The sequence below is a fragment of the Rhizobium freirei PRF 81 genome (assembly GCF_000359745.1).
GTDB classification, from domain to species: Bacteria; Pseudomonadota; Alphaproteobacteria; order Rhizobiales; family Rhizobiaceae; genus Rhizobium; species Rhizobium freirei.
In genome coordinates this window covers 55436-81278 of the sequence record NZ_AQHN01000011.1, presented here as the reverse complement: position 1 = coordinate 81278, position 25843 = coordinate 55436, and the positions used below count along the sequence as shown (strand labels likewise).

At 60.9% G+C, this 25843-nt stretch carries 26 protein-coding genes; 9 read left to right on the top strand and 17 right to left on the bottom strand.

From position 1 onward, the window contains the following. Positions 1–59: 59 nt before the first annotated feature. Entirely contained in the window at positions 60–1121 is a 1062-nt protein-coding gene (locus RHSP_RS04370; protein ID WP_037149763.1) for an alkene reductase, read from the bottom strand. Between the two features lie 101 nt (positions 1122–1222). Between RHSP_RS04370 and RHSP_RS04365 the strand changes: the two genes are divergently transcribed. After that, the gene (locus RHSP_RS04365) at positions 1223–2098 is read left to right on the top strand and encodes a LysR family transcriptional regulator (RefSeq protein WP_004109636.1); all 876 of its coding nucleotides are present in this window, start codon (positions 1223–1225) and stop codon (positions 2096–2098) included. A gap of 207 nt (positions 2099–2305) precedes the next feature. After that, positions 2306–3184, top strand: a complete 879-nt coding sequence (locus RHSP_RS04360) for an aldo/keto reductase family oxidoreductase (RefSeq protein WP_004109633.1) — start codon at positions 2306–2308, stop codon at positions 3182–3184. 2 nt (positions 3185–3186) lie between these two features. Here the strand turns inward: RHSP_RS04360 and RHSP_RS04355 are convergent, their stop codons facing one another. From RHSP_RS04355 to RHSP_RS04345, 3 genes are all read right to left on the bottom strand, one after another. Beyond that, positions 3187–4791, bottom strand: coding sequence for an ABC-F family ATP-binding cassette domain-containing protein (locus tag RHSP_RS04355; protein ID WP_037149580.1), 1605 nt, complete (start codon positions 4789–4791; stop codon positions 3187–3189). Positions 4792–4925: 134 nt separating this feature from the next. Beyond that, a complete protein-coding gene (locus tag RHSP_RS04350) occupies positions 4926–5504 on the bottom strand; it encodes a dienelactone hydrolase family protein (RefSeq protein ID WP_004109628.1) in 579 nt (192 codons plus the stop codon). A gap of 189 nt (positions 5505–5693) precedes the next feature. Next, on the bottom strand, positions 5694–5993 hold the full coding sequence (locus RHSP_RS04345) for a DUF1127 domain-containing protein (RefSeq protein WP_004109625.1): 300 nt from the start codon (positions 5991–5993) through the stop codon (positions 5694–5696). Positions 5994–6193: 200 nt separating this feature from the next. On the opposite strand from RHSP_RS04345, the gene RHSP_RS04340 reads away from it, so the two are divergent. Next, complete coding sequence (locus tag RHSP_RS04340) at positions 6194–7147, top strand: LysR substrate-binding domain-containing protein (RefSeq protein ID WP_004109622.1); 954 nt, start codon at positions 6194–6196, stop codon at positions 7145–7147. Between the two features lie 36 nt (positions 7148–7183). Here the strand turns inward: RHSP_RS04340 and RHSP_RS04335 are convergent, their stop codons facing one another. The 5 genes from RHSP_RS04335 to guaB form a co-directional block, all read right to left on the bottom strand. Then, positions 7184–7816: a TetR/AcrR family transcriptional regulator gene (locus RHSP_RS04335; protein ID WP_004109620.1), complete on the bottom strand. Its 633-nt coding sequence runs from the start codon at positions 7814–7816 to the stop codon at positions 7184–7186. 209 nt (positions 7817–8025) lie between these two features. Then, positions 8026–8907 carry a dienelactone hydrolase family protein gene (locus RHSP_RS04330; protein ID WP_004109609.1) on the bottom strand — a complete coding sequence of 294 codons (882 nt, stop codon included), beginning with the start codon at positions 8905–8907 and terminating at the stop codon, positions 8026–8028. Between the two features lie 144 nt (positions 8908–9051). Further along, positions 9052–9474 carry an MAPEG family protein gene (locus tag RHSP_RS04325; protein ID WP_004109606.1) on the bottom strand — a complete coding sequence of 141 codons (423 nt, stop codon included), beginning with the start codon at positions 9472–9474 and terminating at the stop codon, positions 9052–9054. 42 nt (positions 9475–9516) lie between these two features. Further along, positions 9517–10107 carry a hypothetical protein gene (locus RHSP_RS04320; RefSeq protein WP_004109603.1) on the bottom strand — a complete coding sequence of 197 codons (591 nt, stop codon included), beginning with the start codon at positions 10105–10107 and terminating at the stop codon, positions 9517–9519. Positions 10108–10110: 3 nt separating this feature from the next. Then, on the bottom strand, positions 10111–11595 hold the full coding sequence (guaB, locus tag RHSP_RS04315) for an IMP dehydrogenase (protein ID WP_004109600.1): 1485 nt from the start codon (positions 11593–11595) through the stop codon (positions 10111–10113). A 393-nt stretch (positions 11596–11988) separates the two neighbouring features. On the opposite strand from guaB, the gene RHSP_RS04310 reads away from it, so the two are divergent. Continuing rightward, positions 11989–13035, top strand: coding sequence for a helix-turn-helix domain-containing protein (locus RHSP_RS04310; RefSeq protein WP_004109598.1), 1047 nt, complete (start codon positions 11989–11991; stop codon positions 13033–13035). Positions 13036–13227: 192 nt separating this feature from the next. Further along, entirely contained in the window at positions 13228–14277 is a 1050-nt protein-coding gene (locus tag RHSP_RS04305; protein WP_004109594.1) for an alpha/beta hydrolase family protein, read from the top strand. A 172-nt stretch (positions 14278–14449) separates the two neighbouring features. Here the strand turns inward: RHSP_RS04305 and RHSP_RS04300 are convergent, their stop codons facing one another. Continuing rightward, positions 14450–15322 carry an MBL fold metallo-hydrolase gene (locus tag RHSP_RS04300; protein WP_004109591.1) on the bottom strand — a complete coding sequence of 291 codons (873 nt, stop codon included), beginning with the start codon at positions 15320–15322 and terminating at the stop codon, positions 14450–14452. Positions 15323–15663: 341 nt separating this feature from the next. On the opposite strand from RHSP_RS04300, the gene RHSP_RS04295 reads away from it, so the two are divergent. Then, on the top strand, positions 15664–17094 hold the full coding sequence (locus RHSP_RS04295) for an MFS transporter (RefSeq protein WP_037149576.1): 1431 nt from the start codon (positions 15664–15666) through the stop codon (positions 17092–17094). Positions 17095–17230: 136 nt separating this feature from the next. On the opposite strand, the gene RHSP_RS04290 is transcribed toward RHSP_RS04295, so the two are convergent. The 6 genes from RHSP_RS04290 to RHSP_RS04265 form a co-directional block, all read right to left on the bottom strand. Further along, positions 17231–17614, bottom strand: a complete 384-nt coding sequence (locus RHSP_RS04290; RefSeq protein WP_004109589.1) for a VOC family protein — start codon at positions 17612–17614, stop codon at positions 17231–17233. A gap of 65 nt (positions 17615–17679) precedes the next feature. Then, positions 17680–18399, bottom strand: a complete 720-nt coding sequence (locus RHSP_RS04285) for an RlmE family RNA methyltransferase (protein ID WP_004109586.1) — start codon at positions 18397–18399, stop codon at positions 17680–17682. Next, on the bottom strand, positions 18396–19973 hold the full coding sequence (locus tag RHSP_RS04280) for a Ppx/GppA phosphatase family protein (protein ID WP_004109582.1): 1578 nt from the start codon (positions 19971–19973) through the stop codon (positions 18396–18398). Before RHSP_RS04280 ends, RHSP_RS04285 begins: the two co-directional genes overlap by 4 nt. Positions 19974–20117: 144 nt before the next feature. Continuing rightward, a complete protein-coding gene (locus tag RHSP_RS04275; RefSeq protein WP_240535359.1) occupies positions 20118–20921 on the bottom strand; it encodes an anti-sigma factor family protein in 804 nt (267 codons plus the stop codon). Further along, on the bottom strand, positions 20914–21558 hold the full coding sequence (locus tag RHSP_RS04270; RefSeq protein WP_037149758.1) for an RNA polymerase sigma factor: 645 nt from the start codon (positions 21556–21558) through the stop codon (positions 20914–20916). Before RHSP_RS04270 ends, RHSP_RS04275 begins: the two co-directional genes overlap by 8 nt. 63 nt (positions 21559–21621) lie before the next feature. Then, positions 21622–22164 (bottom strand): tetratricopeptide repeat protein, encoded by a 543-nt coding sequence (locus RHSP_RS04265; protein WP_004109577.1) that lies wholly within the window; start codon positions 22162–22164, stop codon positions 21622–21624. A gap of 198 nt (positions 22165–22362) precedes the next feature. On the opposite strand from RHSP_RS04265, the gene RHSP_RS04260 reads away from it, so the two are divergent. From RHSP_RS04260 to RHSP_RS04250, 3 genes are all read left to right on the top strand, one after another. Next, positions 22363–23415: a type III polyketide synthase gene (locus tag RHSP_RS04260; RefSeq protein ID WP_004109575.1), complete on the top strand. Its 1053-nt coding sequence runs from the start codon at positions 22363–22365 to the stop codon at positions 23413–23415. Beyond that, the gene (locus RHSP_RS04255) at positions 23415–23912 is read left to right on the top strand and encodes an isoprenylcysteine carboxyl methyltransferase family protein (RefSeq protein ID WP_037149755.1); all 498 of its coding nucleotides are present in this window, start codon (positions 23415–23417) and stop codon (positions 23910–23912) included. The genes RHSP_RS04260 and RHSP_RS04255 overlap by 1 nt, the downstream gene beginning before the upstream one ends. A gap of 130 nt (positions 23913–24042) precedes the next feature. Next, positions 24043–25290 carry an NAD(P)/FAD-dependent oxidoreductase gene (locus RHSP_RS04250; protein WP_004109571.1) on the top strand — a complete coding sequence of 416 codons (1248 nt, stop codon included), beginning with the start codon at positions 24043–24045 and terminating at the stop codon, positions 25288–25290. Positions 25291–25299: 9 nt separating this feature from the next. Here the strand turns inward: RHSP_RS04250 and RHSP_RS04245 are convergent, their stop codons facing one another. Then, positions 25300–25827, bottom strand: a complete 528-nt coding sequence (locus RHSP_RS04245) for a gluconokinase (protein ID WP_004109569.1) — start codon at positions 25825–25827, stop codon at positions 25300–25302. Between the last annotated feature and the right edge of the window lie 16 nt (positions 25828–25843).

Sequence of the window (25843 nt, the reverse complement as noted above, 5' to 3'; positions counted from 1 at the left end):
CGCTGTCCGTGTCAGGAATGGAGCAGCCAGCTGCGGATGCACAGGCGGCTCGCGTGCCCCTATCCTGCGAGCGTTGGATAATCGATGTAGCCTTCGGCTCCGGGGGTATAGAAGGTCGAACGATCCGGTTCATTTAGAGGCGCGTTGCGGCGGAAGCGCTCCACCAGGTCCGGATTGGCAAGAAACGCGCTGCCGAAAACCACAGCGTCGGCTTTGTCTTCCTTCAAGAGGTCATCAGCGCTTGTCCGCGTGAGCCCACCGCCGATGATATAAGCTCCGGCAAAACGCGGACGCAGCAGCTCATGATAATTCACCGTCGCTCCGAACAATGCGACATGGAGATAGGCCATGTCCGAAGCCGGAAGATGCTCAACCAGATAGGAATAGGTCTCCTTCGGATCGGCGTCCGATATATCATTGAAATTCATCTCCGGCGAAATCTTCAGACCGACCCGGCCGGCCCCGGCCTCTTCGATCATCGCTGCCAGGACTTCGAGCATGAAACGGGCGCGGTTAGCGACAGAGCCACCATATTCATCCGTGCGCTGGTTGCTGCCTGACGAAAGGAACTGCTCTGGAAGATAACCCGTTGCGCCATGGAGTTCGACGCCGTCAAAGCCGACGGCAAGTGCATTTTGTGTTGCGACGCGATAACCTCCGACAATCTCCCTGATCTCGGCGAGCGAGAGCTCGCGGGGCGTGACAAAATCCTTTTGACCCTCATTGGTCCAGGTCTGCCCGTTCGGACGGATGGCCGAAGGAGCGACCGGCAGTTCGCCGGCAGGCAGCAATAGGGGATGGGAGATTCTGCCCGTATGCATCAGCTGCAGGAAAATGTGCCCACCCGCAGCGTGAACGGCATCGACCACGGCTTTCCATGCCTTGAGTTGTGCCTCGGTTTGGATACCGGGCGTACGCACATAACCCTTGCCGCCAGATGTGGGGAAGACGCCCTCGGTGATAACCAGGCCCGCACTTGCGCGTTGCGCATAGTAGGTAGCGACCAAGTCTCCCGGCACGGCATCGTCATCATCGGCGCGAGAACGGGTCATCGGCGCCATGACAAGGCGATTGGCAATCTCGATGCGGCCGAGGCGAGTGGATGTGAAAATCTTGCTCATGGAACGTCCTTTCTGTCTGTTCGGACAAGACATGGGACTTTTCCGTGATGGCATAAACGGGCTATTGTGGAAATGATTATTCCAATGATGGCGCAATCTTTATGGAATACCTGAATGACATGGCTCTTTTCGTTGAGGTGGTGAAAGCCCGAAGCTTTCGCCGTGCAGCGGAGACGCTTGGCATGCCGAACTCCACGCTTTCCCGCAGGATCAGCTTTCTCGAGAAGTCGATCGGATTGCGTCTTCTGCATCGCACGACGCGTCGGATCGAACTTACCGAAGCAGGGCAGCTCTACTATGAGCGCAGCAAACGCATCGTCGAAGAGGCGAGGATAGCTCATGAACAGTTGGGGGAGATGGTTGCGCGACCAAGCGGCGTGCTCAGAGTTTCCTTGCCCGTGGACTTCGCGACGACATATCTGGCGCCGCTGCTGCCGGAGTTCGCCGCGCTTTACCCGGGTATGGACTTCGATTTCGACTTGACGCCCCGCAACGTCGATCTCGTTGCCGAACCTTTTGATCTGGCAATCCGCATGGCAGCCCCTCAAGCGTCAAACCTGATCGCACGGGTCATCGCCCGGCTTACGCCCCGGCTCTATGCTGCGCCCGGCTATCTTGAACAAAACGGCGAACCGCACCATCCGTCTGAGCTGAAGCAGCATCAATGTCTGACGATGCAGAATATCGGCAGCTGGGTCCTCCATCGCGAAGCGGAAAGCGTTGAGACCACGGTGGGCAGTCGCTTTCGCGGCAATAGCGTCGCCATGATCCGACGGCTCGCGGTGTTGGAGATGGGCATTAGCGCCCTTCCAGAGAGAGTCGTCATGGAAGAGCTGGCGAGCGGACAACTGCGGCGTATCTTGCCGGAATGGCAATTGGCTGCCACTTCGGTCTATGCAGTCACCGAAACACGCCTGCTCCCCGCCAAGACACAACGCTTTATCGAGTTCCTGCGGGAACGGCTTCGCGAAGTATGATCGCATGCTTCATCCCGCTGTTAGCGGGGTACGTGAGCAGGTCGCTCGGACAGGTTCAACCGGCTCGACATCACGATGACCTGTAGAAGTATCGCGTCATGGCTGAGGTGCATTGTTCGCCGTATCGCACAGCCCGTGCACATTGCGCTCAGTTATCTTACACTAAAATACAGCCTATTTGTGCTTTCATCTTGAAAGGAGACAGGCATGTCCAAAATCGATCAATCCGGCAGCTTTACCCTCGGTGACCTCAAGGTCAAACGGCTCGGCTATGGCGCCATGCAGCTCGCAGGCCCCGGCGTCTTCGGCCCGCCGAAAAACCATGAGACGGCGCTTGCGGTTCTGCGAGAAGCCATCGACTCGGGTGTCAACCACATGGACACCAGCGATTTCTACGGTCCGCATGTGACCAACCGACTGATTCGAGAAGCGCTCCATCCCTATCGCGACGATCTCGTCATCGTCACCAAGATCGGCGCACGGCGCGGTGCGGACGCCTCCTGGCTGCCGGCTTTCTCGCCCGACGAGCTGAAGCAGGCGGTGCACGACAATCTGCGCAATCTGGGACTGGACGTGCTCGATGTCGTCAACCTGCGCATCATGCTCGATGTGCATGGCCCCGCTGAAGGATCCATCGAAGCGCCGCTGACAATTCTGGCTGGTCTCCAGCAAGAGGGCCTCGTGCGTCACATCGGGCTCAGCAACGTCACCGCCAACCAGATTGCCGAGGGTCGCAGGATCACAGAGATCGTCTGCGTACAAAACCAATATAATCTCGCCCATCGTGCGGACGACGCGCTGATCGACTCGCTTGCCCGTGATGGCGTCGCCTATGTGCCCTTCTTCCCGCTCGGCGGGTTCACGCCGCTGCAATCCTCGGCGCTCTCCGACGTCGCCGCCCGGCTGAAGGCGACGCCGATGCAGGTGGCGCTCGCCTGGCTGCTGCATCGAGCGCCGAACATCCTGCTCATTCCGGGCACCTCGTCGCTTGCCCACCTTAGGCAGAATATCGCGGCCGCCGAGCTGGAGCTGCCGGAAGATGCGATCGCCGAACTCGATCGTATCGCCGGCCCAAGCCACGCCTGACACTATCGGTCAGAAGATGAAACGGCTCGTGCGGCCAGCTCGAGCCGTCTCTCTGTGCCGATATTGTCGAGAAACACTTCATCATGGCTGACGACCAGAAGCGCCCCGTCATAGGCGCGCAGCCCGGCTTCGACCGCCGCAATGGAATCGATATCCAGATGGTTGGTCGGCTCATCGAGGATGAGCAGAGACGGCGGCAACGAGCCACCGAGCACGCAGGCAAGCCCCGCGCGCAAAAGCTGCCCGCCGCTTAAGCTGGAAGCGATCTGCAGCGCGGCATCGGCTCTGAACATGAAACGCGCCAAGGCGGCCCGGCAGGCATTCTCGTCCGCGTCCGAATTGATCCTGCGGAAATTGTCGCGGATCGAAAGCGACGGGTCGAGAAAACTCACCCTCTGGTCCAATAGAGCGGATGAGACGACGCGCACCGTCCCTTTCCAGGGTTCCAGTGCGCCGGAAATCAGCGCCAGCAGCGTTGTCTTGCCTGAGCCGTTCGGCCCTGTGATTGCGACGCGCTCCGGCCCGGTCATGACGAAATCGAAGTCGTGGAAGATCGGCCGTTCCCGGTCATAGCCGGCGCTGACGCCCTCCATCTTCAGGACGATCCGGTTCGCAGGCAATCCCGATGCCGGAACCTTGACTGTCAGGGGCTGCAGGATCTCGATCCTTTCCCGAGCGGCGGCAGCATCTTGAAGGGCCTGGCCGCGACGCCGTTCGGCGAGCAGCTTGTTCTCGCCGCCCGTCATCTCGCTTTGCTCTTTCATCCCTCCGAGCACGATGCGCGGTATGCCGCCCTTGGCCGCTAGTTTACGGCCGATCTTATCACGCCTTGCCTGGCGCTCGACGGCTGCCTGCGCGTTTCTTTCGACTTCGGCGACGCGCTTCTCCGCCTCGGCGAAATCATGTTCGGCTGCTGAAAGCTCCAGCGCCTTGCGTTCTTGATACCGGCTCCAGTTGCCGCCATAGCGCGACGCGCCGAGCGACGTCAGCTCGACGATCGCATCCATCGTATCGAGCAGTTCCCGGTCATGGCTGATGGCGATAGCCCCTGCCCGCCAGCCCGAGAGGAGATCGATCACAGCCTTGCGACCGTCGCGATCCAGATTGTTGGTGGGTTCGTCGAGGATCAGGAAATCGGGGTCATCGACGATGAGGGCGGCGAGACCGCAGCGCGTGCGCTGTCCACCCGACAGGGTCACGAGACGCGTTTCCGGCGAAACGTCGAGCCCGACGCGGTCAAGCGCCAAAGCGATGCGCTGCTCGAGCGTCCAATCTGCCGAGGCGAGTTCCTCATTCGTCGCCTCGCCGGCCTCCGCCCGTTTCAGTATGGCAAGTGCGTCGCTCGCGCCGAAGAGATCGGCGACGGTTTCATCGGTCTGCACCTGAACGCTCTGGCGCAGGATACCGAGCCTGCCGTTGAAGGAGACGCTGCCGGATTGCGGCTGCAACTCTCCGGAGACAAGCTTGATCAGCGTCGTCTTGCCAACGCCATTGCGGCCGACAAGGCCGGTGCGCTCGGCGCCGAAACTCAGATCGAGATGGGAAAGGAGCGGCCGGCCGTCAGGCGTGGACCACGAAAGATTGGATAGAACGATGGATATGGGCATGAATACGGATTTCCTCGATGGCAAGGCTGAACGGCATTGCGGTCGAGGTGAAATCCATTGCTGCACACATCCTGTTGGTATCAACGATGCCTATAAACTAAGCGACAAGTTGCGCCGTTTCAAGTCGGGATCGCTTAAGTTCGGGTGTCGATTGCATCCAGGAAGCCGATAACGCGCTTCCAGGTGAGGTCGGCTGCCTTGGCATCGTAGTCGGGCAGGCTGGCATCGGTATAGAGATGGCCGCCGCCGGGATATCTGAAGATCTCCGCAGCGGTGCCGGATCGTGCAGTGGCTTGCCGCCACGTAGCGACGTCTTCCTCTGGCTCGAACGGGTCGGGATCGGCAAGATGAAGCTGCAGCGGCAGACCCTTGCGGGCATTGTCTGCGATGGCCGCAATGCCATGCAGGAACAGCACGCCGGCGGTCTTCTCCCGCTTCGGCCAGAGACTTGCCGCAACGGCGGCGCCCATCGAAAATCCGGCAAGCACGGTGGCGGCCGGCAACCCCGCCAGCGCCCATTCCGCGCGTTCGCAAATCGTCGGCCAGCCGATCTCGTCCTTGAATTCGAAGCCCTCTTCGATCGATCGGGCGATCAGCCCGTCGTAGAGATCCGGGGCGAAAGCCTTGTGCCCTGCCGCCTGCACGCGCTCGACTGCCTCATGCTCGAGCGAACGCAAACCGTAGACGGAGTGAAAGAAGATCACCGTGGCCATCGTGGCATCCTGCTGTTTCGATCGGCTTTAAGATAAGGCAGTTGTTGTCGGAAGCAACTTCTCCGCGCATGGTCTGCTGCGGAACGGCATCTCCAGAAAGAAAAAACCCGGTGCTGGCCCTTGGGCCGAACACCGGGAAAGAAGCAGGGCTTATTGGCTATCACCCTGCGGGGAAACGAGTGTCCGCGCTCAGCTGCGCATGCTGCCGAAGGCGGAGGGTCGCGCGCAGCGGCGCGCGGACTGGGTCAGATGAGCGGACGGATCCTCGAAGAAGGTCGACGTGGTCAGCGCGGCATTGAGGTCCTGGCGGGTCAGGCCGAGGTCCCGCAGCTGGCTGTCGTCCAGCTCATTCAGGTAATTGATCTCGCGTCGATTGCGGAGAGCGCGCCAGACGAATGCCACTTTGCGGAAAGCAAGCATCATACGCGCCGTCAAAGACAGCGATGGCGTTGCAAGGCCGAGGTCAAGGGTCTGATCTGTCGTGCGCATTTCCGTAGTCCTTTCCTTGAGGCACACGTCAGCCAAGCCCCTTCCCAGAGATCTGGGAAGGGGCACAGGCCGGGAGGAGTTCGACAGGAATATCTGTTCGATTGGTATGCTGAATTGCATTCAGAAGATGCCAAAGCCCTATTGATCAGTCCAACGAATGTTTCTAATGATAACTATCAAACTCCTTTATAGGTGAGCCCATGTCCGCGCCGCTTGATATCGATCAGTTGCAGACCTTCATCGCAATCGTGGATTCCGGCAGCTTTACCAAGGCGGCCGACCGGGTGTTCAAGACGCAATCTGCCGTTTCCATGCAGATGCGCCGGCTGGAAGAGCGTGTCGGCAAGCAGCTTTTCATCAAGGACGGCCGCGGTAACCGCCTGACGGCCGAGGGCGAAAAGCTCCTGAACTATGCTCGCCGCATCATTCGCCTCAACAATGAAGCCATCGCCGCCTTCGACGACAATCGGCTGGAAGGTACGCTGCGCATCGGCACGCCGGACGACTATGCCGATCGCTACATGCCTGAGATCATCGGCCGCTTCGCCAAGACGCATCCGAATGTCGAGCTCTATATCGTCTGCGAGCCTTCGGTGGATCTCGCCGAGCGTATGCATCGCGGCGAGCTCGATATCGCGCTCGTCACTCACAATCCGCGCGAACGGATGTCGGATGTGGTGCGGACGGAACCGCTCTGCTGGGTCGGCTCTGCCAACCATCCGCTGCGCGACGACGCGCCCATTCCGCTTGCCGTCGGGCGGCGAGACTGCCAGTGGCGCCAGCTTGCCTGCTCGGCGCTCGATGCGGGCGGCCGCGACTATCAGATCCTGTTCACCAGCTGGTCCTGCACCGTCGTCGCTGCGGCCGTCTTGGCTGGGATGGCGGTTTCGGTCATGCCGGAATCGGCGTTGCGCACCGGCATGAAGGTGCTGACGCAGGCCGACGGCTTCCCGCCTCTGCCGCCAGTGCAGATCGGTATCATGAAGAGGCCCGGACTTTCGGTGTCGCTGATGAACGCCATCACGGCCCATATCTCCGCCTGCCTGGACAATATCACGCCGGCAGCCGTGGATGACGATCTCGATGGCGATGTGAAGACCTACGCGCGCATCTATCCGCGGCAGCGCGCCGGCCAAATTCTGCCGGGTTGGTGAACCGACTGCCCACCAACCGATCTTCTTCGGCCGCCGTTACGATATCGGCTCCGCCAGCAGGGTGACGCGGATCACCTGTTTCCATTCGTTCAACGCGCGCAAGGCCATGTCATCGTCGCTCATGATGGCAAAGCGGATCGATGCACCGATCAGATGGCTGAAGAGTTGGGTGCGCGCCTCTAGGTCGATCCGGCTTTCAGCCGGCAGGAAGGGCCGAATGCTCTCCCGGAATATGCCGGCGACGCGATTGCTGTGCAATATGTTGAGCTGCAGGATGTCCCTGTCGATATCCGTGCCAAGCCATACGCCGAGATAGGCGGGATCGCCGCGAAATTCGCGATAGTACCAATCGATCATGCCGCAGACGAGTTCGATGGCGTGATCGCGCGACTTGACGCCGGCGAAAGCCTCCTCGACCTTCTGCTGAATGAGATCGGCATGGCGGTCGAGCAGCGCCCGGACAATCGCCGCCTTGTCGGGGAAATATTGATAGACGGAACCGATTGGGATTCCGGCCACCACAGCCAGTTCCGTCATCTTCATGCCGCTGACCCCCTTCTCGGCGATCAGCGCGGCCGCCGCCGACAGGATAGCATCGACACGTTGAATGCTCCGCTCCTGCTGTGGCTTCTTTCGAAACGTGATGCGGTCGGGGTTATTCGAATTCATTCTTTGCCCGTTTCATTATCATACTGAACGACGCCTAGGCGCGGCAGACGCTATGACATCCGACACGTTCAATGCGCGTAAACGGGAAAAGTCCAATTTTAATCATTAGTTAGGAACCGTGGCAAAGCCCCGGAACCGCGGCCGAAACATGGTTTCGACCCGGTAATCAACCTGTGGACGGCAGGCCGATATCGACGATTCGTCTCGTTCTAGGACAGGTATTTTTTCAAGAACTCAACCGTCCTGCCCCAGGCCAGATCAGCCGCCTTCTTGTCGTAGCGGGCAGCCGACGTGTCGTTGTTGAAGGCATGATTGACGCCGTCATAGACGAAGATCTCGAAGGTCTTGCCGCCCGCCTGCAGCTCCTTGCGATAGGCGTCGATGCCGGCATTGATGCGATCGTCCAGGCCGGCGTAGTGCAGCAGCAAGGCAGCCTTGATCTTCGGCACATCGCCTGCCGGCGGCTGCGCGCCGTAATAGGCGACCCCCGCCTTCAATTCTGGCGAGATCGTCGCAAAACGGTTAACGACGCCGCCACCCCAGCAAAAGCCGATCGCACCGACCTTGCCGTTGCTCCCGTCAAGCTTGGAAAGGTAAGTCAGGCTCGCCTCGGCATTGGCTGCCGTCAGCGCCGGATCGAGATTGGTGAACAGGTCGCGTGCCTTGTCCTCATCCTCGGGCGTGCCGCCGAGCGGGGAAAGGAAATCCGGTGCAAGCGCCACGAAGCCTTCCAGCGCCATGCGGCGCGCGACATCGCGGATATGCGGATTGAGGCCGCGATTTTCATGGATGACGATGATGCTGCCGAGCTTGCCGGCCGCGTCCTTGGGCCGAACGAGATAGCCCTTCATCTCGCCCCTGCTGCCGGCGAAGGTCACATCCTTCGCCTCCAGCCTGGTGTCGCCAGCGGCAATGACCTCAGCGCTCGCCTTATTGGCGGCGAGTAGCGGCGCGATGGCGGCCGCCGCGCCGGCAGACCCTGCAAGCTTGGTCAGCTTTTCCATGAAGCCGCGACGATCGAGCGTCAGATGCGTGTACTCGTCATAGGCGTTGATCATCGCCTGCGTCACGACGGGCTTTTCCGTGCTCATGATCCTATTCTCCCTATTCTTCCGCGCGGCAGGCGCAAACAGCCAGCCATCCGCTGACAAGATAGGTCAGCGGATGGCGACGTAGCGGTAAAGGAAAAACACAAAGACGTGACCGTCGGCTGCGCCCGCGGTCACGCATGCGACTCAGGAGAAGGCGAGCCAGATGCCGAGCCAGACCCACATGCCGACCAGCGCCACGAAGCCGAGAGCGAAGAGCGGGCTGCGGTAGCTAAGGTTATTGCTGGTCACATGCACGAAAGCATGGGCGTAGCGCGTGACGACGAATATCCAGGCGAGGATCACCGAAGGCAGATTATCCGCCTGCGTCGTATAAAGCAGGATGCAGCAGACGTGGAAGAGCAAAGGAAGCTCGAACTGATTGGCGAGGCTGTTTCGTACCACCAAGCTTCCGGCCGGTTCGTTTGCGGCGTGGTTCTCGCGAAAGCTTGCGGGCTGAATAAGGCCCGCTTTCACCAGAACGCGGCGACGCCACCCCAGGAGCGCATAGAGGATGAAGACCAGCACCGCATGCGCCACCATGGGCCAGAATATTTCATAGCCTGTCACGTCGCCAACTCCTTTGGAATGCCAGAATGCCGATAGGGTCGATCAGGACGGCCGCGAGCCGTCCGGCGAGAGGTAGCGAAAAATGGCAAACCGGGCCAGTAGAATAACGGTGACCACCAGCGTCAGGAACTTCAGCCTGACGACGATAGGCAACAGGCTCGCCAGCAGCGACACCGTGGCATCGGAGGGCGTTGCCGGCGGGTAAAGTATCAGGCCGGCGATATTCTCGGCATAGTCGACAATCGTATAGAAGATCGGCAGGCAAAAAATAACTGCAGTCGCGCCGGGCGGGATCGGCCGGCCGAAGAAAAAGCCGCCCGGACCGATCAGGCGCATCAGGCAAAACAGCAGCCCGCCCAACACAAGCGGGAAGATCAGCTCCGGCCCGAGATACATGGAATGCAGGATCGCGGCCGGATCGGGATGATCCTTGAGGTAGAGCAGCATGGCGACGACATCGTCGCGCTCATAGCCGCCAATGCGCGCATCGAGCATCTGCTGGCCGGCCGCGGCATCGCTGAACGCGCGGACGAAGCCGGCATAGATCCAGGCAAATAGTGCCAGCGAAAGCACTGCGAGGATCGCCGTCAGGCCCCCTAGGGACCTGACGTTGCCAGAAGCGCGATCCGCCATCGATCAGCCGCCTGCGCCCGGATAGTTCGGGCTTTCACGGGTGATCGTGACGTCATGGGCATGGCTTTCGCGCAAGCCGGCGCCGGAGATGCGGACGAAGGTCGCACGCTCCTGGAACTGCTTGAGATCGGCGCCGCCGACATAGCCCATGGCAGCCTTGAGGCCGCCTGCGAGCTGATGCAGCACACCGGCGACAGGGCCTTTGTAGGGAACCTGGCCTTCGATGCCTTCCGGAACGAGTTTCAGCGTGTCGCGGACCTCGGCCTGGAAATAGCGGTCGGCCGAGCCGCGCGCCATGGCGCCGACGGAGCCCATGCCGCGATAGGCCTTGAAGGAGCGGCCCTGATAGAGATAGACCTCGCCCGGGCTTTCGTCCGTGCCGGCCAGCAGCGAGCCGATCATGGCGGCGGATGCGCCGGCGGCGATCGCCTTTGCCAGGTCGCCGGAGAACTTGATGCCGCCATCGGCGATGATCGGGATGTTCTGGTCCTGCGCGGCCTGCACAGCCGACATGATGGCAGCAAGCTGCGGCACGCCGACGCCGGCGACGATACGCGTCGTGCAGATGGAGCCGGGGCCGATACCGACCTTGACTGCATCAGCGCCGGCATCGATCAGCGCCCGCGTACCGTCATAGGTGGCAACGTTGCCGGCCATGATACGCACCGAGTTGGAAAGCTTCTTGACGCGGGCGACGGCATCGAGAACGCGCTGCGAGTGACCGTGAGCGGTATCGACGACCAGAAGGTCGACGCCGGCCTCGATCAGGCGTTCGGCGCGTTCGAAGCCGTCATCGCCGACGCTGATGGCCGCAGCGGCGCGCAGACGACCTTGCGCGTCCTTCGAAGCATTCGGGTTGAGCTGCGACTTCTCGATATCCTTGACCGTGATCAAGCCGACGAGGCGGCCGTCGCCATCGACGACGAGCAGCTTTTCGATGCGATGCGTGTGCAGCAGGCGCTTGGCTTCATGCTGCTGCACGCCGTCCGTGACCGTCACGAGATTTTCGCGGGTCATCAGCTCATGGATCTTCTGCTGAGGATCGGAGGCGAAGCGGACGTCGCGGTTGGTGAGGATGCCGACGAGGCGATGCGACTTTTCGACGACCGGAATGCCGGAAATACCGTGCGCCCTCATCAGGGCGAGCGCTTCGGCAAGCGTCGCGTCCGGGCCGATGGTGACCGGATTGACCACCATGCCGCTTTCGAACTTCTTGACCTGGCGGACCTCTTCAGCCTGCTGCACCGGTGTCAGATTGCGGTGGATAACGCCCATGCCGCCGGCCTGGGCCATGGCGATCGCGAGGCGGCTTTCCGTCACCGTGTCCATGGCGGCGGAGAGGATCGGCAGATTGAGCTCGATGTCCTGGGCGATGCGGGTGGCGATATTCGTCTGGCCCGGCATGACCTCGGAGTGCCCCGGCTGCAGGAGCACGTCGTCGAATGTGAGAGCATCCAACCCGGTTGACGTTTCAATGATGCGTGCCATGGCCAATTCCTTCGTCTGTGAAAAACAGGAAAGCCCGGAACGAATCGTCTACCGGGCGATCTTGCAAGTGTTGCTTGGAAGTTGGCGAGGGCTGGTAACACGTCTATGACAGGAAGGGAATAGCAAAAAGCGCTGGGCAGATATGCTAACTTTAAGCCTTCAATTGCTGCGCCGAGATTGAAGCTGCGAACTTCGTCCCGTCGTACGCATTCCAGCGCCAAGGATAGTTTTCACGCGGAATGCTGCTTAGCACGATCGCCGGGACAGCCTGACTTCGCAATGGTGCAAAAATCAAAAGCCAAACTGTTGCTTTGATCGGGAATTTTGCGACAAAGGATTTTTGAAGCGGAGACGGTGTCAGTCAGAAAGCTTCTTTCAGAGAGAGATGACCGGATGCCACTCATCCCGCTTTCCTTTGTCGTCGCCATTCTGCTCCTCATCTTGTTCGTCACGATGTCGAACGACAATGACGGACCAGCATCGATTGGGAGAGCGCGTAACTCCCCTTTTCTCCTATTGATCCTGCTCAGCGCGTTCCAAGCGTTTTTTTCAGGGTTGCGGTGGGGGTACAGCATCGAGGCTGTGACGTATATCTCTCCGGTGGGCGCAGCTCTCGTGCCACCGCTGGCCTATTGCGGTGCGGCCAAACTGGTTCAGAAGCGTCGCATCTTCGCCGTTGCTCGTCTCAGCCTGCATGCGCTCCCCGCCGCACTTATCATTCTGCTGATAGTTGTGCGGCGAAACGCAATCGACGTCGTCCTTCCTGCAATCTTCACTGGGTACGCCGCAGCGATCCTGCATTTGATGCAGCCGGGCCCAGACGCTCTAAGGCGAACTCCATTCGAGAGTGCGCCATCAGTCTATCGCGCGCTGATTTTCGCTGCCGCGACGCTGTTTCTATCGGCAGCACTCGACCTCCTCGTAGCCCTGGACTTTTCCTGGACCCACGGCAAGCACGCGGCAGCCATGGTGGCGGTCGGCAACCTCCTCGCGCTGATCATATTATCGATCGCTAGCGCAATGGCCGTTCGCGGCCGGGCGACCGCCGAGACTGATGAAGTGATCCCCTCAATCGCCGAGCAGACGGACAAAGAAACGCTCGGCACAATTCGGTCGCTTATGGAGACAAAGCGGTTCTACCGTGACCCAGATCTCAATCTCGATCGCCTGGCGCGCAAAGCTGTCCTTCCAACCCGGCAGATTTCGACGGCAATCAATCGTGCCACCGGCAAGAATGTCTCCCAGTTCGTCAATGACTTCCGTATCGCCGATGCATGTCGGTTACTTACCGAAACAGACAAATCCGTAACCGAGGTCATGCTTGAAGTCGGTTTCCAGACCAAATCCAATTTCAATCGCGAATTCCGCCGTGTGACAGATATGACGCCGGTGCAATGGCGACAGATGCGACCAAGCCCAACCTTAAGCCGGCCTTCCTGACGTACGAAATCGCGATTCAGTACGATCAAAAACATGTTCGAGGTCGAGTTTAGGCCTGATCCGCCGATGCTAGCGGCATGAACGTGCTCATGGAACACGACCGCAGACTCATCGAGGCGAGCGCTTCGCTGGCGGAAGCTGCGCGGCAAACGAGCCTGCACGTTGCCCCATGTTGCTGGATAGGAGATTCCGATGAAAGTCCGAGCCATGTTTTGCGTCGCCGTAACCCCCATGCTGATGATGCAATACCCAGCCGGCGCTAACGAGAGCGTTGGCGTGCATCAAATCGTGGTGCCGTCAAAAGAGCGCGGCAATAATCTCGATGTCACGGTGTGGTATCCGGCAAAATCAGGTGGTACGGCAGCAGTACTAGGCGAGAGCATGTTCTTTGTAGGCACGCCAGCCATGCGCGACGCGCCAATCTCCGACGGAAAATTTCCGCTGATCCTGCTTTCGCACGGTGCTGGTCTGGCTGGAAACCCAGAAGCTATGAGTTGGATCGCAACACCCCTTGCTCAGCAGGGATTCGTAGTAGCAAGTCCAACGCATCCGGGAAATTCGGGAAAGAACAGGTCAGCAGCTGAAACGATGAAGGTCTGGTTGCGACCTGACGATCTCACTGAAACCTTGAATGCAATGGAGACGGAAGCTCTTTTCAAAACCAACCTCAGCCAGGGCAAAATCGGTGCTCTTGGTCTATCCATGGGTGGCAGTACGGCTTTGGCAATAGCGGGCGCCCGCATGGAGCCAAAGCTCCTGGCGAGCTATTGTGATACGGACAAGCTCAATCCTTCCCTTTGCGGGTGGATCAGGCAAAGCGGCGTTGATCTTCACGCCATGAATTTACAGCTCGCCGGACGGGACAACGAAGATAAGCGCATTCGTTTTGCCATGGCAATCGATCCCGCCCCGATCGACATATTCGACTTCAAGAGTTTTTCCGACATTTCGATTCCGGTCGATATTGTAAACCTTGGTCAGCCTGGAAAAATTCCGCTGACGGCAGACGCTTCCAAGGTAGCAAAAGCAATTCCGACGGCGCGCTATACGACGATCGAGGATGCGAGCCATTACAGCATGTTCGCTGACTGCAAACCCGGTGCGTCGGCGATCGTCTTATCTGAAAAGATCGGTGATCCAATCTGCACGGACGGCGGAGGCCGGCCGCGGAAAGAGATTCACGCGCAGCTGATTAGCATGACCATCGCTGCCTTCAGCCGCGCGCTAAAGACAGGTCCGTAAGTCTCGCATAGGGAAATCGGCAACGGCACAAAAATACGCTCCGCTTGGCATGCAGCTCTGAAGAGATTTATCGCTATCCCCCATACCTGCAGAGGCCACTACCCTCATCGCGCGAATCCCAAATCCCGCGAAAATTATCGGTGATTGGGGACAGGAGACAACTCCCTTCGCGTCACAGCTCAAACTGATAGGCTTTCGGAATGTAGCGGAAGCCTTCAGCCTGCTTCTCGACAAAGCCGACGGCGGGGAACGGCATGTGGAAGCCGAGGAAGGGGATGCGGTCGGCGGCGATCATGTCGAAGATGCGCCTGCGAGTCTTGGCGGCCTGGGCCTTATCTGTATCGAAGCGGACTTCCCAATCTGGGCGGCCGAGCGAGAGGATATAGTGATTGGCGGTATCGCCGGTCATGACGAGTTGCTTGCCATCCGATTCGAGATGGAAGACGAGATGGCCGGGCGTGTGGCCAGGCGCCAGCATGGCGGTCATGCCGCTGACGATCTGGCCACCGTCCTTCAAAAAAGTCATCTTCCCGGCGAAGGGCACGACATTGGCGAGAACGGTCCTGTGACCGCCTTCAGCCGGCGTTCCCTCGCGTGCCTTGTCCGTCCAGAATGCATACTCAATTTCGCCGGTGACGTAACGGGCGTTCGGAAAGGCAGGCGCACCCTCCTCCATCAAGCCGCCGATGTGATCGCCATGCAGATGCGTCAGCGCGACGACGGTCACCTGCTCCGGCGTGTAACCAGCAGCCTTCAATCCCTCGCGAAAACGGCCGAGGCCGCGAACCCTGCCGGCTGCGCCAAAACCGGTATCGACGACGATCACGTCGGAGCCGGTATCGATGATGGCCGGAGCATAGCTGTTCACCAGCTTTTCCGTCGGCAGGAAATTCTGCTCCAAAAGCTTGCGGACGGTATCGGGCGCCTGATTCGAGCCGAAGGTTTCCCAAGGGTTGTCCATGACGCTGGCACCGTCCCTGACGACGGTGATGGTGCAGGATCCCAGTTTGAACCGATGCATGTCCGGGGGCAGAACAGCAGTCATGGTCTCACTCCTTATGCTTGCCGCAGCGTGAGCCGCGCCTGTCATCGCCACCGTGAGAACGATCCGGAAGGTGATCTTGCCTGACCGGCGATTTGGCCATGACAACCCTTTGCGAATCCGCTAATAAGCCGACGACGTTTTATGCGCTTAGCATTTCCATGCTCTTAGCATATGTCAAATCTTGCTTTCGCGCCTTGCGGCAGCGGACATCACGAAGACGTGATCCTCAAGCCGTCATGACGCAAAATCCGGGATTGGCAGCAGCCTCGCATAGGACTACAGAGCGGCGACCGCGCTCAAGCGGCAGCCTTCCCGAAGACAGACCATCAAGGCAGATGCCTATGAATCGCATCGTTCCATTGATCCTCGCAGTCGCTCTCTTCATGGAACAGATGGATTCCACCGTTATCGCGACAGCGCTGCCGGCCATCGCCAACGACCTCCATGTCGGCCCGATCACGCTCAAGCTGGCGCTGACGTCCTACATGGTGTCGCTCGCGGTCTTCATCCCGATCAGCGGCTGGATGGCGGATCGCTTCGGGGCGAAGAACATCTTCCGTATCGCCATCTGCGTCTTCGTCATCGGCTCGATCATGTGCGCCTTTTCCGGCGGCCTGCCGGAATTCGTCTTCGCCCGCTTCCTGCAGGGCGTCGGCGGCTCGATGATGACGCCGGTCGGGCGGTTGGTGCTGGTGCGCACCACCCAGAAGAGCGACCTGGTTTCGGCGATGGCGCTGCTTTCCATTCCGGCGCTCGTCGGCCCGCTTGCCGGCCCGCCGCTCGGCGGCTTCATCACCACCTATGCCTCCTGGCACTGGATCTTCCTGATCAACGTTCCCGTCGGCGTTCTCGGCGTCATCCTGTCGACGATCTATCTGCCCGATGTGGAAGCGACCATGCCGCCGAAGCTCGATGTGACAGGCTTTCTGCTGACCTCATTCGCAGCCTCCGGCGTCGTCTTCGGCATGTCCGTGATCAGCCTGCCGGCCCTGCCGCCGGTCGTCGGCATCTCGGCCGTCGTCATCGGCCTCGCCTGCGGTTTCCTGTATATCGGCCATGCGCGCCATCATGCGGCTCCGATCCTCGATCTGTCGCTGCTGAGGAACGCGACCTTCCGCGCCTCGGTGACCGGCGGCACGCTCTTCCGCATCTGCATCGGCGCGATGCCATTCCTGACGCCGCTGATGCTGCAGCTCGGCTTCGGCCTCAATCCGTTCCAGTCGGGCCTCATCACCTTTGCCGGTGCGATCGGTGCGATCACCACCAAGTTCATCGCTCGCCGGGTCTTTACCGCCGTCGGCTTCAAGACGGCATTGCTTTCGGCGGCGGCCATCACGACAATCACCACGATCTGCACCGGCTTCTTCCAGCCCTGGACGCCGCATCTCATCATCGTCGGCATCCTGCTGATCGGCGGCTTCTCGCGCTCGTTCTTCTTCACCGGCATCAATGCGCTCGCCTTCGCCGATATCAGCGATAGGCAGGCCAGCCAGGCGACGTCGATGAGCTCGGTCATGCAGCAAATCAGCCTCGCGCTCGGCGTCGCGGTCGCCGCCATGATCCTGGAAACCTCGACCTTCTTCAGTGGCACGGAACTGCAAGTTCACGATTTCCACATCGCCTTCTTCTGCATCTCGGTGCTGACCGTGCTCGCCACCATCCCCTTCATCCGGATGGATCGCAGCGCCGGTGCCATGGTCTCTGGTCACAAGGCCGGCCTCAAGCGCGTCGCCGCCCTGGAGCCGCAGGTGGAGCAGCGGGTTGCAAAATGATGCCGTCTCGATTGCGCTCCGGCGCAATCGGGATCGCGAGCCTTTCCGCTTTTCTTCGAATCGCGAAAACGCTCAATCGTCTTGTTTCTTGCCGCATTCCGGACGGAAAACCGCTGCGCACTTTCCTGGAAATGCTCTATTCCGGCCTTTCGCAGACGGCGCTCAGCTTGTTGCCGTCAGGATCGCGGACATAGGCCGCGTAGAAATTGGCATGGAAGGAGCGCAGGCCCGGCTTGCCCTCATCCGTGCCGCCATGGGCGAGAGCCGCGGCGTAGAAGGTATCGACATCAGCACGGCTTTCCGCGTGCAAAGCGACCATGGAGCCGTTTCCGATGGTTGCCGCCTTTTGATTATAAGGCCTCACCACCCAGAACCTGCAACGGGTGTCGCCATCGGCGGCGTAGCCGATTTCCTCGTCCGATTCGCGCTGACGCCGATAGCCGAGCACGGGCAGAACCGCGTCGTAGAAGTCTTGCGAGCGAGGGATGTCGTTGGAACCGAGCGTTATGTAGAGAAGCATGATTGTGTCTTGATCGTCCGTGATGCCTTGGGAAGCGGCATCATCGAACGAAAAAGACTGTCAGATCAAGCCTCTGCTATTTCCTCATCTGCCTTGCGTCCCTTAAAGCCCTTCGCCAGCAGGAACATTTCGACCGATTCGGCTCTGGATGCCCCCGGCTTCACATGGATGACCTGGCGGAAATTCTGCTTGAGGAAGGTCAAGAGATCGCGCTCCGTGCCACCCTGGAATGTCTTGGCAAGGAAATGCCCGCCTTCCGCCAGCACCTCGACGGCGAAATGGGCTGCGACTTCGCAAAGATGCATGGTCCGCAGGTGATCGGTGCGGTGATGGCCGGTCGTCGGCGCCGCCATATCGGAAATGACAAGATCCGGCGTGCCGCCGACCGCATCGATCAGCCGCTGCGGCGCCTCCGGATCAAGGAAATCAAGCTGCAGGATCGTTACGCCGGGGATCGGCGCCATTTCCAGGAAGTCGATGGCCGCGACGCGGATATCCTCTTCGGTCGAATCGGTCACCTTGGCGGCAATCTGCGACCAGCTGCCCGGAGCTGCCCCCAGGTCGATGATGCGGCGCGCGCCCTTCAGGATCTGATGCTTCTCGTCGATCTCCAGCAACTTGAAGGCGGCACGGGCGCGGTAGCCTTCGAGCTGGGCGCGCTGCACATAGGGATCGTTGATGTGCCGCTGCAGCCATTGCCGCGACGAGGCCTTCAGCTTCTTTTTCTTGACGCGCTGGCCGAGCTTTCGGCCCGTCCGGTTGCCGGCGATGGTTGGCTTGGTCACGTCTGCGGCCCCTTCATATCCCTCGGTCGATGACCCCGGCGCGAGCGGCCTCGCCGCCACACACCGTCGTCCGCCATCATGTCAGTCAGCAACCCTTCGCGCAGGCCGCGATCGGCAACGCGCATGCGTGGGCTCGGCCAGCGGCGGCGGATCGCCTCCAGAATGGCGCAGCCCGCCAGAACCAGGTCGGCGCGATCCGGACCGATGCAGGGATTGGCGGCGCGGCCGGCGAAATCCCAGGACAGCAGCTTGGCCTGCATCGCGCTCACTTCGTCGTCCGACAGCCAGACACCGTCCACCCGGCGCCGATCGTAGCGCGGCAGATCGAGATGAACGCCGGCAAGCGTCGTCACCGTACCGGACGTACCGATCAGATGGAAGTCGGCGCTGTCGCGCGCCGCTCCCTGCACGGGCGGGCAATCGAAACGCTCGAGCATGCGCTGAACTTCGCACACCATCGTCTCGAACAGCTCCGGCGTCACATCGCGCCCGCCGTGCCGTTCCGAGAGCGTCACGACGCCAACGGGCAGCGAGGTCCAATGGGTGATGTGATTGGCAAGCCGGCTGGAGCGATTCTCGCCGATGCGGATAACGGCGATCTCGGAAGAGCCGCCGCCGATATCGAACAGCACGACGGAGCGCGCCTCCGGTCCCACCAGCGAGGAACAGCCGGAAACGGCAAGCCGAGCCTCGGTCTCGCGATCGATGATCTCAAGCTGCAGTCCAGTCTCGGTGGTGACGCGCTCAAGGAAGGCCTCGCCGTTGTCCGCCGCCCGGCAGGCCTCGGTCGCGATCAGCCGCATACGGCGGATTTCCCGTGTCTTCAGCTTGGCGGCGCAGATCCGCAAGGCCTCGACAGCCCGATCCATGGCGTCGCCCGAGAGGCGCCCGCTGGCGCCAAGTCCTTCGCCGAGACGCACGATGCGGGAAAAGGCATCGACAACCCGGAACTGCCCGGGGCGGGTCGGCTGCGCGATCAGCAGGCGGCAATTGTTGGTGCCGAGATCGAGGGCGGCATAGAGGTCGAGCGGGCGGGAATCGGCCTCGGCATAGTGATGCTGCCCCTGGCCTTCACGTCGCGGCTGCGATTGCCTGACCTGGCGGTGATCGTCGTGAGCCGGCGCTTGCGTGTTCGCTGACGTGCTTGTGGGAGCTACGAATTGCGCGGTTTTTTCATGCGCCAGCGGCCGGCCCTGCAGGCCGCGCTTGCTGCGATGCTTGCGCCTATTCTTGCCGCTCTTGTGCGATGACCGATGGCCATGATCCGCCGCTGCGCGATGCTCGGCCGTTGATGCAGGTTGCTGTGTCTGGGAGGAAGATTGCGCATCACCTTGTGCTCCACCGCGAGCACGGCGTCGGCGCTTACGCTTTTTGGCCGGAGAACCGGCCTCATCTTCCACTGGGCGCATCGCCGCCTGGCTGGACTTGCCTGCCTGGCTGGCCTCCGCAGAATGAGCGTTCGGGCGGCCATGGCCGCGCTTACGCTTCGCGCGCCGGGAGGATTTACCCTTCCTGCGCTCTGCTGCCGACGCCCCGTCTGCCTGCAGCGCTTGGCCGCTATCGGGGTCACTCACGTATCTTTTCCACCGCGCCGCGCAAGGCCCTGAGGCATGCTGCTGGCACTCGTTCGATTTTCGTTGGGCAAAGAATACCAGCAGGATGGGTTTTCGCCAAATTCTTTTTGAATCACGCCAGTTTGGGTGTATCCGGAGCAGCCGTCAGGCGACCAGGCGCGCCCTTACCTCATCCGCAAGTTGCTGAATCCGATCGATCGGAGCGTGGCCGATCAGCATGAAGGCGTGGGTGGCGCTCGACCAGTAGACGATATTCATGCCACGACGGCTTTCCATGTCCGGCGCAGTTGCACCCCTTGCCGATTGGACGATGCAAAGAGCCAGCGGGCCGCTTTCCGGATCGAGATAAGCGATCTGAGCCAGAGGCCTGCTGTCGTAATTCAGGATCTGGGCGCGCTTGAATTCAACGCCCGGCATGGCGATGGCTTCCGGCGCCAGCGCCAAGCCGAGCTTCGTCCCGACTTCGCCCAGTTGCGCAACCTGCTGGGCATGATCGCCGGACGGGCCGCTCAAGGTGTCGGCCGTATAGAGGGAAAGATATTCGGCAACCGCGGCACGCCATTCGCCGTCTTCATCCGGCTTCGAAAGCCCATGGCCGAGGCCGATCACGGCGCGGTCGATGGCAATGGCGGCGACGAAGCTTGCGGCAACAGCCGCTAGGAAGCCCCGGCGGCCGATGCCAGCGGCGCGAGCCTCTGGTTTCTCCATTGCAGCGATAGCAGCAAGCATGGCTTCCAGCTTCGCAGCAGGCGCCTCGGCAAGCATCGGATCGAATGCCTCCCTGAATGGCAGGGTGCCGCGCGCCAGGAAATCGAAACGCTCCGCCACGCGCGCGTCGCCGGCGATCAATCGTTCGATCCATTCCCGGTCGGCGGCATCCAACTCGCCATCGATGAAGGCGGTGAGCTGCTCGTCCGTGGGCATGTGTCCTTTGTTCAATTCACTCATTTCCATTCCCCAGTCGCCCACCTCCAGAAGGTGTTCCGTCGCTCGCCACCCCCATGCCATCGGCGAGTTTCGCCCGCGCCGCCGCCAGCCGGCTCATGACGGTGCCGATCGGCACACTCAGGACTTCCGCCACCTCGCGATAGGAAAGCCCCTCGACATAGGCCAGAAACACGGCCGTGCGCTGCGCCTCGGGCAGCGCCTGAACCCGCTGCAGCACCTGTCCCGCCAGGATGTGCGTTTCGGTCTCGCGGGCACCGTCGAAAACCAGCGTCTCATCGGCATCGACGAAGCCATGTCCCATGCGTACCCGGCGCGAACGAACTTCGTTCAGCCATATCGAATGGAGGATGGCGAAGAGCCAGCGATCCAGTCGCGTGCCCGATGTAAATTGCGCCGCCCGCTCCAGCGCCCTGACGCAGGTCGCCTGCACGAGATCGTCGGCCACGTCGCGCTGGCGCGACAGCACCACACCATAGCGCCACAGCCGCGTCAGATGCTGGGACAGGCCCGTCCTGATATCCTCTTCGCTCGCTATGGCATCCTCCACGGCATTCGCGCATCCGGGAGCCGCCGCACTTTTCGGCGGCTCCGTTGCAGCCCGACTATAAGCAGAAATCGCGCCACGAGCGACCGGCATCACTCCCATATCTCTCGCAAAGCTCCCTGCTGGTGATAGTCATGGCTGCGCCGATCCCAAACCTCAAAGGCTCGATGGATTGAGGATCGCAGCGTGAAGGTCGCGATATTCCTCGCAAGTCGTGTTGCCGCAGAGCGTCTTGATCGTGCTCAGCTGGTCATTGGCGAGATCCATCTGACCCTTGATGACATAGGCTTCACCGAGATATTCGCGAACAAGCGTATATTTCGGGTCCATGGCAACCGACTTCTGGTAGTAGGAAATGCCTTCATCCGTGCGGCCGAGCTTGCGGGTCGCATAGCCGCGATAGTTCAGCGCCTCCGCCGTGTTCGGGTTCGTCATCGTATCCAGAACCGCCAAGGCTTCCTGATAGCGATGATCCTTCTTGGCCAGAGAATAGGCGTAGTCGGCACGGTTTTCGTCCGTGATGTTGGCGCCTTGCTGCTTGACGCACTTCTTCGCCTTCTGATCGTAGATCTCGCCCTTCTTGCAGGTCGGCGTCGTGCTCGAATCGTTGCCGGCAGCCAAGACAGGAAGGGCGAAAGCGCCGAGGGTCAGGCTTGCGCCGAGCGCGATGGAAGCCAGGCGAAATACTTTGGTCGTCATGGAATGTCTCCTTGGCAAAATGAACGTTGCGAGGGGAGAACACACCGTCTGCAGCATTTATTCGGGTCGCTTCAGAATATTTTTCGCACGGCCGATCTGTGAATGTCGTCACTGTTTCGTGACCGCTCCAGCATCGAATAGACTGTCGCTATCGCGTGTTTTCGTCTCACGGCCCCTCAAGGGCAGCAGGAGAAACCCGTGACCGCAACAGTCAAACTTGTAAGCCTCGCCGTCGCCGTGCCCGATAACATCATCCTCCAAACGGACGCAGCAGAGACGGCAAGCCGCCTGTTCTCGGATCGATTTCAAGACTTCAAATATCTTGCCCGCGTGTTCGAAAGCACCGGCATTCGCAAACGCCATGTGGCGCGGCCGCTTTCCTGGTTCGAAGAGCCGCATGGCTGGGAGGACCGCATGACGGCTTATACCGAGGTCGCAACCGAGCTCTTTCAGCGAGCCGCGACAAAGGCGCTGCAACGCGCCGGCGTTGAGGCTCATCAGGTGGATTGCATCGTCACAGTTTCCTCGACCGGGTTAGCGACCCCAAGCCTCGAGGCACGGCTGGCGGGAAAGATGGGCTTCCGCCGCGATATCGAGCGCGTGCCGATCTTCGGGCTCGGCTGCGCGGCGGGCGTTTCCGGTCTCGCCATCGCGACGAAGTTGGCGAAAAGCCGGCCCGGCGCCATCGTGCTTTTCGTCGCGATCGAGCTTTGCTCGCTCGCCTTCCGCCTGGACGAACTGACGAGACCCAACATCATCGCCACGGCCCTGTTCGGCGATGGCGGGGCGGCCTGCGTCTTGCGAGCCGGTGAGAGTGGCATCGTCGAAATCGAATCGACCGGAGAACATCTCTTCCCTGACAGCCTCGGCATCATGGGCTGGAAGATCGACGATACGGGCTTCGGCATCATCCTGGAACAATCGCTGCCGGTCTTTGCCGAGGCGCATCTCAGGAGCGCAGTCGCCGGCATTCTCGACCGCGCCGGGCTTTCGCTTTCGGATATAGACCGCTTCATCTGCCATCCCGGCGGCGCCAAAGTGCTTGCGGCGCTGGAGAGTGCACTCCATCTCGACGAGGGCTCGCTCGATATCGAGCGGGAGGTGATCGGCGACTACGGCAACATGTCCTCCCCCACGGTGCTGTTCGTGCTGGAGCGGGCGATCGCAGCGGGACTGCCGCAACGTTCGGCCCTGCTTGCCTTGGGTCCCGGCTTCTCGGCAAGCTGCATCACGTTGAAGAGGGTCGCATGATGCTATGGCCCTCGATCGCCCTTCTGACATTTGTGACGCTGCAGCGTCTGGCCGAACTGATCTATGCCAGGCGCAACACCGCCGCCCTTCTCGCCCGCGGCGGCAGGGAACATGCGCCCGAACACTACCCCTTCATGGTGGCGATGCATGCCGCCTGGCTGGCAGGTCTTTGGCTGCTCGCCATTGGCAGGCCGGTCGTCCTCGCCTGGTTCCTGCTGTTCATGGTGCTGCAGGGATTGCGCCTCTGGGTCTTGGCGACGCTGAAGGAACGATGGACGACGCGGATCATTACGCTGCCCAATGCCCCTCTTGTGACGGGAGGTCCCTATCGTTTCCTGCGTCATCCGAATTATGCGATCGTCGTCGGCGAGATCGCCGTCCTGCCGCTTTCCTTCGGCATGCCGCTCTATGCGGCGATCTTCTCGCTGCTGAACGGCATCATTCTTACGGTCCGCATCCGCGCCGAGAACGCCTGTCTGAAACAGACTGCGACCTGACTGCATTTTTCATTTGCACCGCCGAAATTTGGCAGGCATTTTCGGTGCTTAGAGCGCAACTCACGCAGATGGTAACCATCTCCATGCGAATTCGCGCGAAATGCAATGAACACGCGGATAGCAGGATAAAATGACAAAGGACGCAATCGTTCTCGGCGCCGGCATCGTCGGCGTTTCGACGGCAATCCATCTGCAGCGACGCGGGCGCCAGGTCGTTCTCGTCGACAGGAGGGAGCCCGGCCGGGAAACGTCCTTCGGCAATGCCGGCCTCATCCAGCGCGAGGGCGTGGTGCCCTATGGCTTTCCGCAGCAATTCGGCCTGCTGCTGCGCTACGCCCTCAACAATCGCGTCGATGCGCATTATCACCTGCGCGCCCTGCCTTCGCAGATCGCCTTCCTTGCCCGCTACTGGTGGAACTCGAACACGAAGCGCCATCAGATGATCTCGCGCGCCTACGCGCCGCTGATCGAGCACTCCGTCAGCGAGCACAACGACCTGATCGAAGCCTCGCATGCCGAGGAACTCATTCGCAAGAACGGCTGGCTGGAGCTGTACCGCTCGAACGAGAAGCGCGACGCGGAATTTGCCGAGGCCGAGCGCCTCAACCGGGAATTCGGGATCGGCTACGAAGCGTTGAGCAGCGCGGAGATCGCGGCGGCGGAACCGCATCTGAGGGGCGGCTTTTCAGGCGCCCTGCGCTGGCTCGATCCCTGGTCGGTGCTCGACCCGCATGGGCTGATATCAGCCTATCGCCGCTATTTCGAGAGCATCGGCGGTCGCGTGACGACGGGCGACGCCGTATCGCTCGGCCTGTCCGGATCGGCCTGGAGAATGGTGACGGCGGAAGGATCCATCGAGGCGGAAGACGTCGTCGTGGCGCTCGGCCCCTGGGCCGATCTGGTGACGAAACGCTTCGGCTATGCCTTCCCGCTCGGCGTCAAGCGCGGCTATCACATGCACTATGCCGTCGAAGGCAATGCGGTCCTGAACAACTGGGCGGCGGACGCCGAACGCGGCTATCTGCTGGCGCCGATGAGCCGCGGCATTCGGCTGACGACTGGTGCGGAATTTGCGCGGCGCGATGCGCCGAAAACGCCGGTGCAGCTCGATCGCGCCGAGGCGCTTGCCCGCGCCGCCTTCCCGCTCGGCGAACGGTTGGATCCAGAGCCCTGGATGGGCGCCCGCCCCTGCACGCCGGATATGATGCCGATCATCGGCAAGGCGCCGCGGCACAACGGCCTGTGGTTTGCCTTCGGCCATGCGCATCACGGACTGACGCTCGGCCCGGTGACCGGCCGCGTGCTTGCCGAACTCATCACCGGCGAGAAGCCGTTCATCGATATTTCGGCCTATGGCCCGGGCCGGTTTGCGCCCTAAGCTATTGATCTAGAGGATAGCCTTGAGGCTCTTCACGGCGGCATCGACGATCGCCTCGATCGTATCGTCGATGTCGACCGTTACGACGCCGGGTTCGCCGGTCGGGACTTCCAGCGTCTGCAACTGGCTTTCCAAGAGCGACGCCGGCATGAAATGCCCCTTGCGCTCGCCCATGCGCTTCATCAGCAGCTCCTTCGAGCCGTGAAGATAAACGAAATAGAGATGGCCGCCGGCAGATGTCCGCAGGCGCTCGCGATAGGTCCGCTTCAGAGCTGAGCAGGAAACGGCGATGCCCTCGCCCTTGGCAAGGCTTGCCGTGATCTCCTGACCGATCTTTTCGAGCCAGGGCCAGCGATCCTCATCCGTCAGCGGAATGCCCTTGCTCATCTTCTCGACATTGGCGGCCGGATGCAGCGCGTCGCCTTCGATGAAGTGAATGCCAAACTCAGCCGCAATCCCTTCGCCAATCGAGGACTTGCCGCTGCCGCTTACACCCATGACGATGATGGCAAGGGGCGTCTTGGATAGTTCACTCATATTGTTTCTCGCCCCT

What these genes read in the sequence shown, in the direction of transcription:
- RHSP_RS04370 (WP_037149763.1), bottom strand. Translation starts at nt 1,121, where the DNA reads ATGAGCAAGATTTTCACATCCACTCGCCTCGGCCGCATCGAGATTGCC.
- RHSP_RS04365 (WP_004109636.1), top strand. Translation starts at nt 1,223, where the DNA reads ATGGAATACCTGAATGACATGGCTCTTTTCGTTGAGGTGGTGAAAGCC.
- RHSP_RS04360 (WP_004109633.1), top strand. Translation starts at nt 2,306, where the DNA reads ATGTCCAAAATCGATCAATCCGGCAGCTTTACCCTCGGTGACCTCAAG.
- RHSP_RS04355 (WP_037149580.1), bottom strand. Translation starts at nt 4,791, where the DNA reads ATGCCCATATCCATCGTTCTATCCAATCTTTCGTGGTCCACGCCTGAC.
- RHSP_RS04350 (WP_004109628.1), bottom strand. Translation starts at nt 5,504, where the DNA reads ATGGCCACGGTGATCTTCTTTCACTCCGTCTACGGTTTGCGTTCGCTC.
- RHSP_RS04345 (WP_004109625.1), bottom strand. Translation starts at nt 5,993, where the DNA reads ATGCGCACGACAGATCAGACCCTTGACCTCGGCCTTGCAACGCCATCG.
- RHSP_RS04340 (WP_004109622.1), top strand. Translation starts at nt 6,194, where the DNA reads ATGTCCGCGCCGCTTGATATCGATCAGTTGCAGACCTTCATCGCAATC.
- RHSP_RS04335 (WP_004109620.1), bottom strand. Translation starts at nt 7,816, where the DNA reads ATGAATTCGAATAACCCCGACCGCATCACGTTTCGAAAGAAGCCACAG.
- RHSP_RS04330 (WP_004109609.1), bottom strand. Translation starts at nt 8,907, where the DNA reads ATGAGCACGGAAAAGCCCGTCGTGACGCAGGCGATGATCAACGCCTAT.
- RHSP_RS04320 (WP_004109603.1), bottom strand. Translation starts at nt 10,107, where the DNA reads ATGGCGGATCGCGCTTCTGGCAACGTCAGGTCCCTAGGGGGCCTGACG.
- guaB (WP_004109600.1), bottom strand. Translation starts at nt 11,595, where the DNA reads ATGGCACGCATCATTGAAACGTCAACCGGGTTGGATGCTCTCACATTC.
- RHSP_RS04310 (WP_004109598.1), top strand. Translation starts at nt 11,989, where the DNA reads ATGCCACTCATCCCGCTTTCCTTTGTCGTCGCCATTCTGCTCCTCATC.
- RHSP_RS04305 (WP_004109594.1), top strand. Translation starts at nt 13,228, where the DNA reads ATGAAAGTCCGAGCCATGTTTTGCGTCGCCGTAACCCCCATGCTGATG.
- RHSP_RS04300 (WP_004109591.1), bottom strand. Translation starts at nt 15,322, where the DNA reads ATGACTGCTGTTCTGCCCCCGGACATGCATCGGTTCAAACTGGGATCC.
- RHSP_RS04295 (WP_037149576.1), top strand. Translation starts at nt 15,664, where the DNA reads ATGAATCGCATCGTTCCATTGATCCTCGCAGTCGCTCTCTTCATGGAA.
- RHSP_RS04290 (WP_004109589.1), bottom strand. Translation starts at nt 17,614, where the DNA reads ATGCTTCTCTACATAACGCTCGGTTCCAACGACATCCCTCGCTCGCAA.
- RHSP_RS04275 (WP_240535359.1), bottom strand. Translation starts at nt 20,921, where the DNA reads ATGAGTGAATTGAACAAAGGACACATGCCCACGGACGAGCAGCTCACC.
- RHSP_RS04270 (WP_037149758.1), bottom strand. Translation starts at nt 21,558, where the DNA reads ATGCCGGTCGCTCGTGGCGCGATTTCTGCTTATAGTCGGGCTGCAACG.
- RHSP_RS04265 (WP_004109577.1), bottom strand. Translation starts at nt 22,164, where the DNA reads ATGACGACCAAAGTATTTCGCCTGGCTTCCATCGCGCTCGGCGCAAGC.
- RHSP_RS04255 (WP_037149755.1), top strand. Translation starts at nt 23,415, where the DNA reads ATGCTATGGCCCTCGATCGCCCTTCTGACATTTGTGACGCTGCAGCGT.
- RHSP_RS04250 (WP_004109571.1), top strand. Translation starts at nt 24,043, where the DNA reads ATGACAAAGGACGCAATCGTTCTCGGCGCCGGCATCGTCGGCGTTTCG.
- RHSP_RS04245 (WP_004109569.1), bottom strand. Translation starts at nt 25,827, where the DNA reads ATGAGTGAACTATCCAAGACGCCCCTTGCCATCATCGTCATGGGTGTA.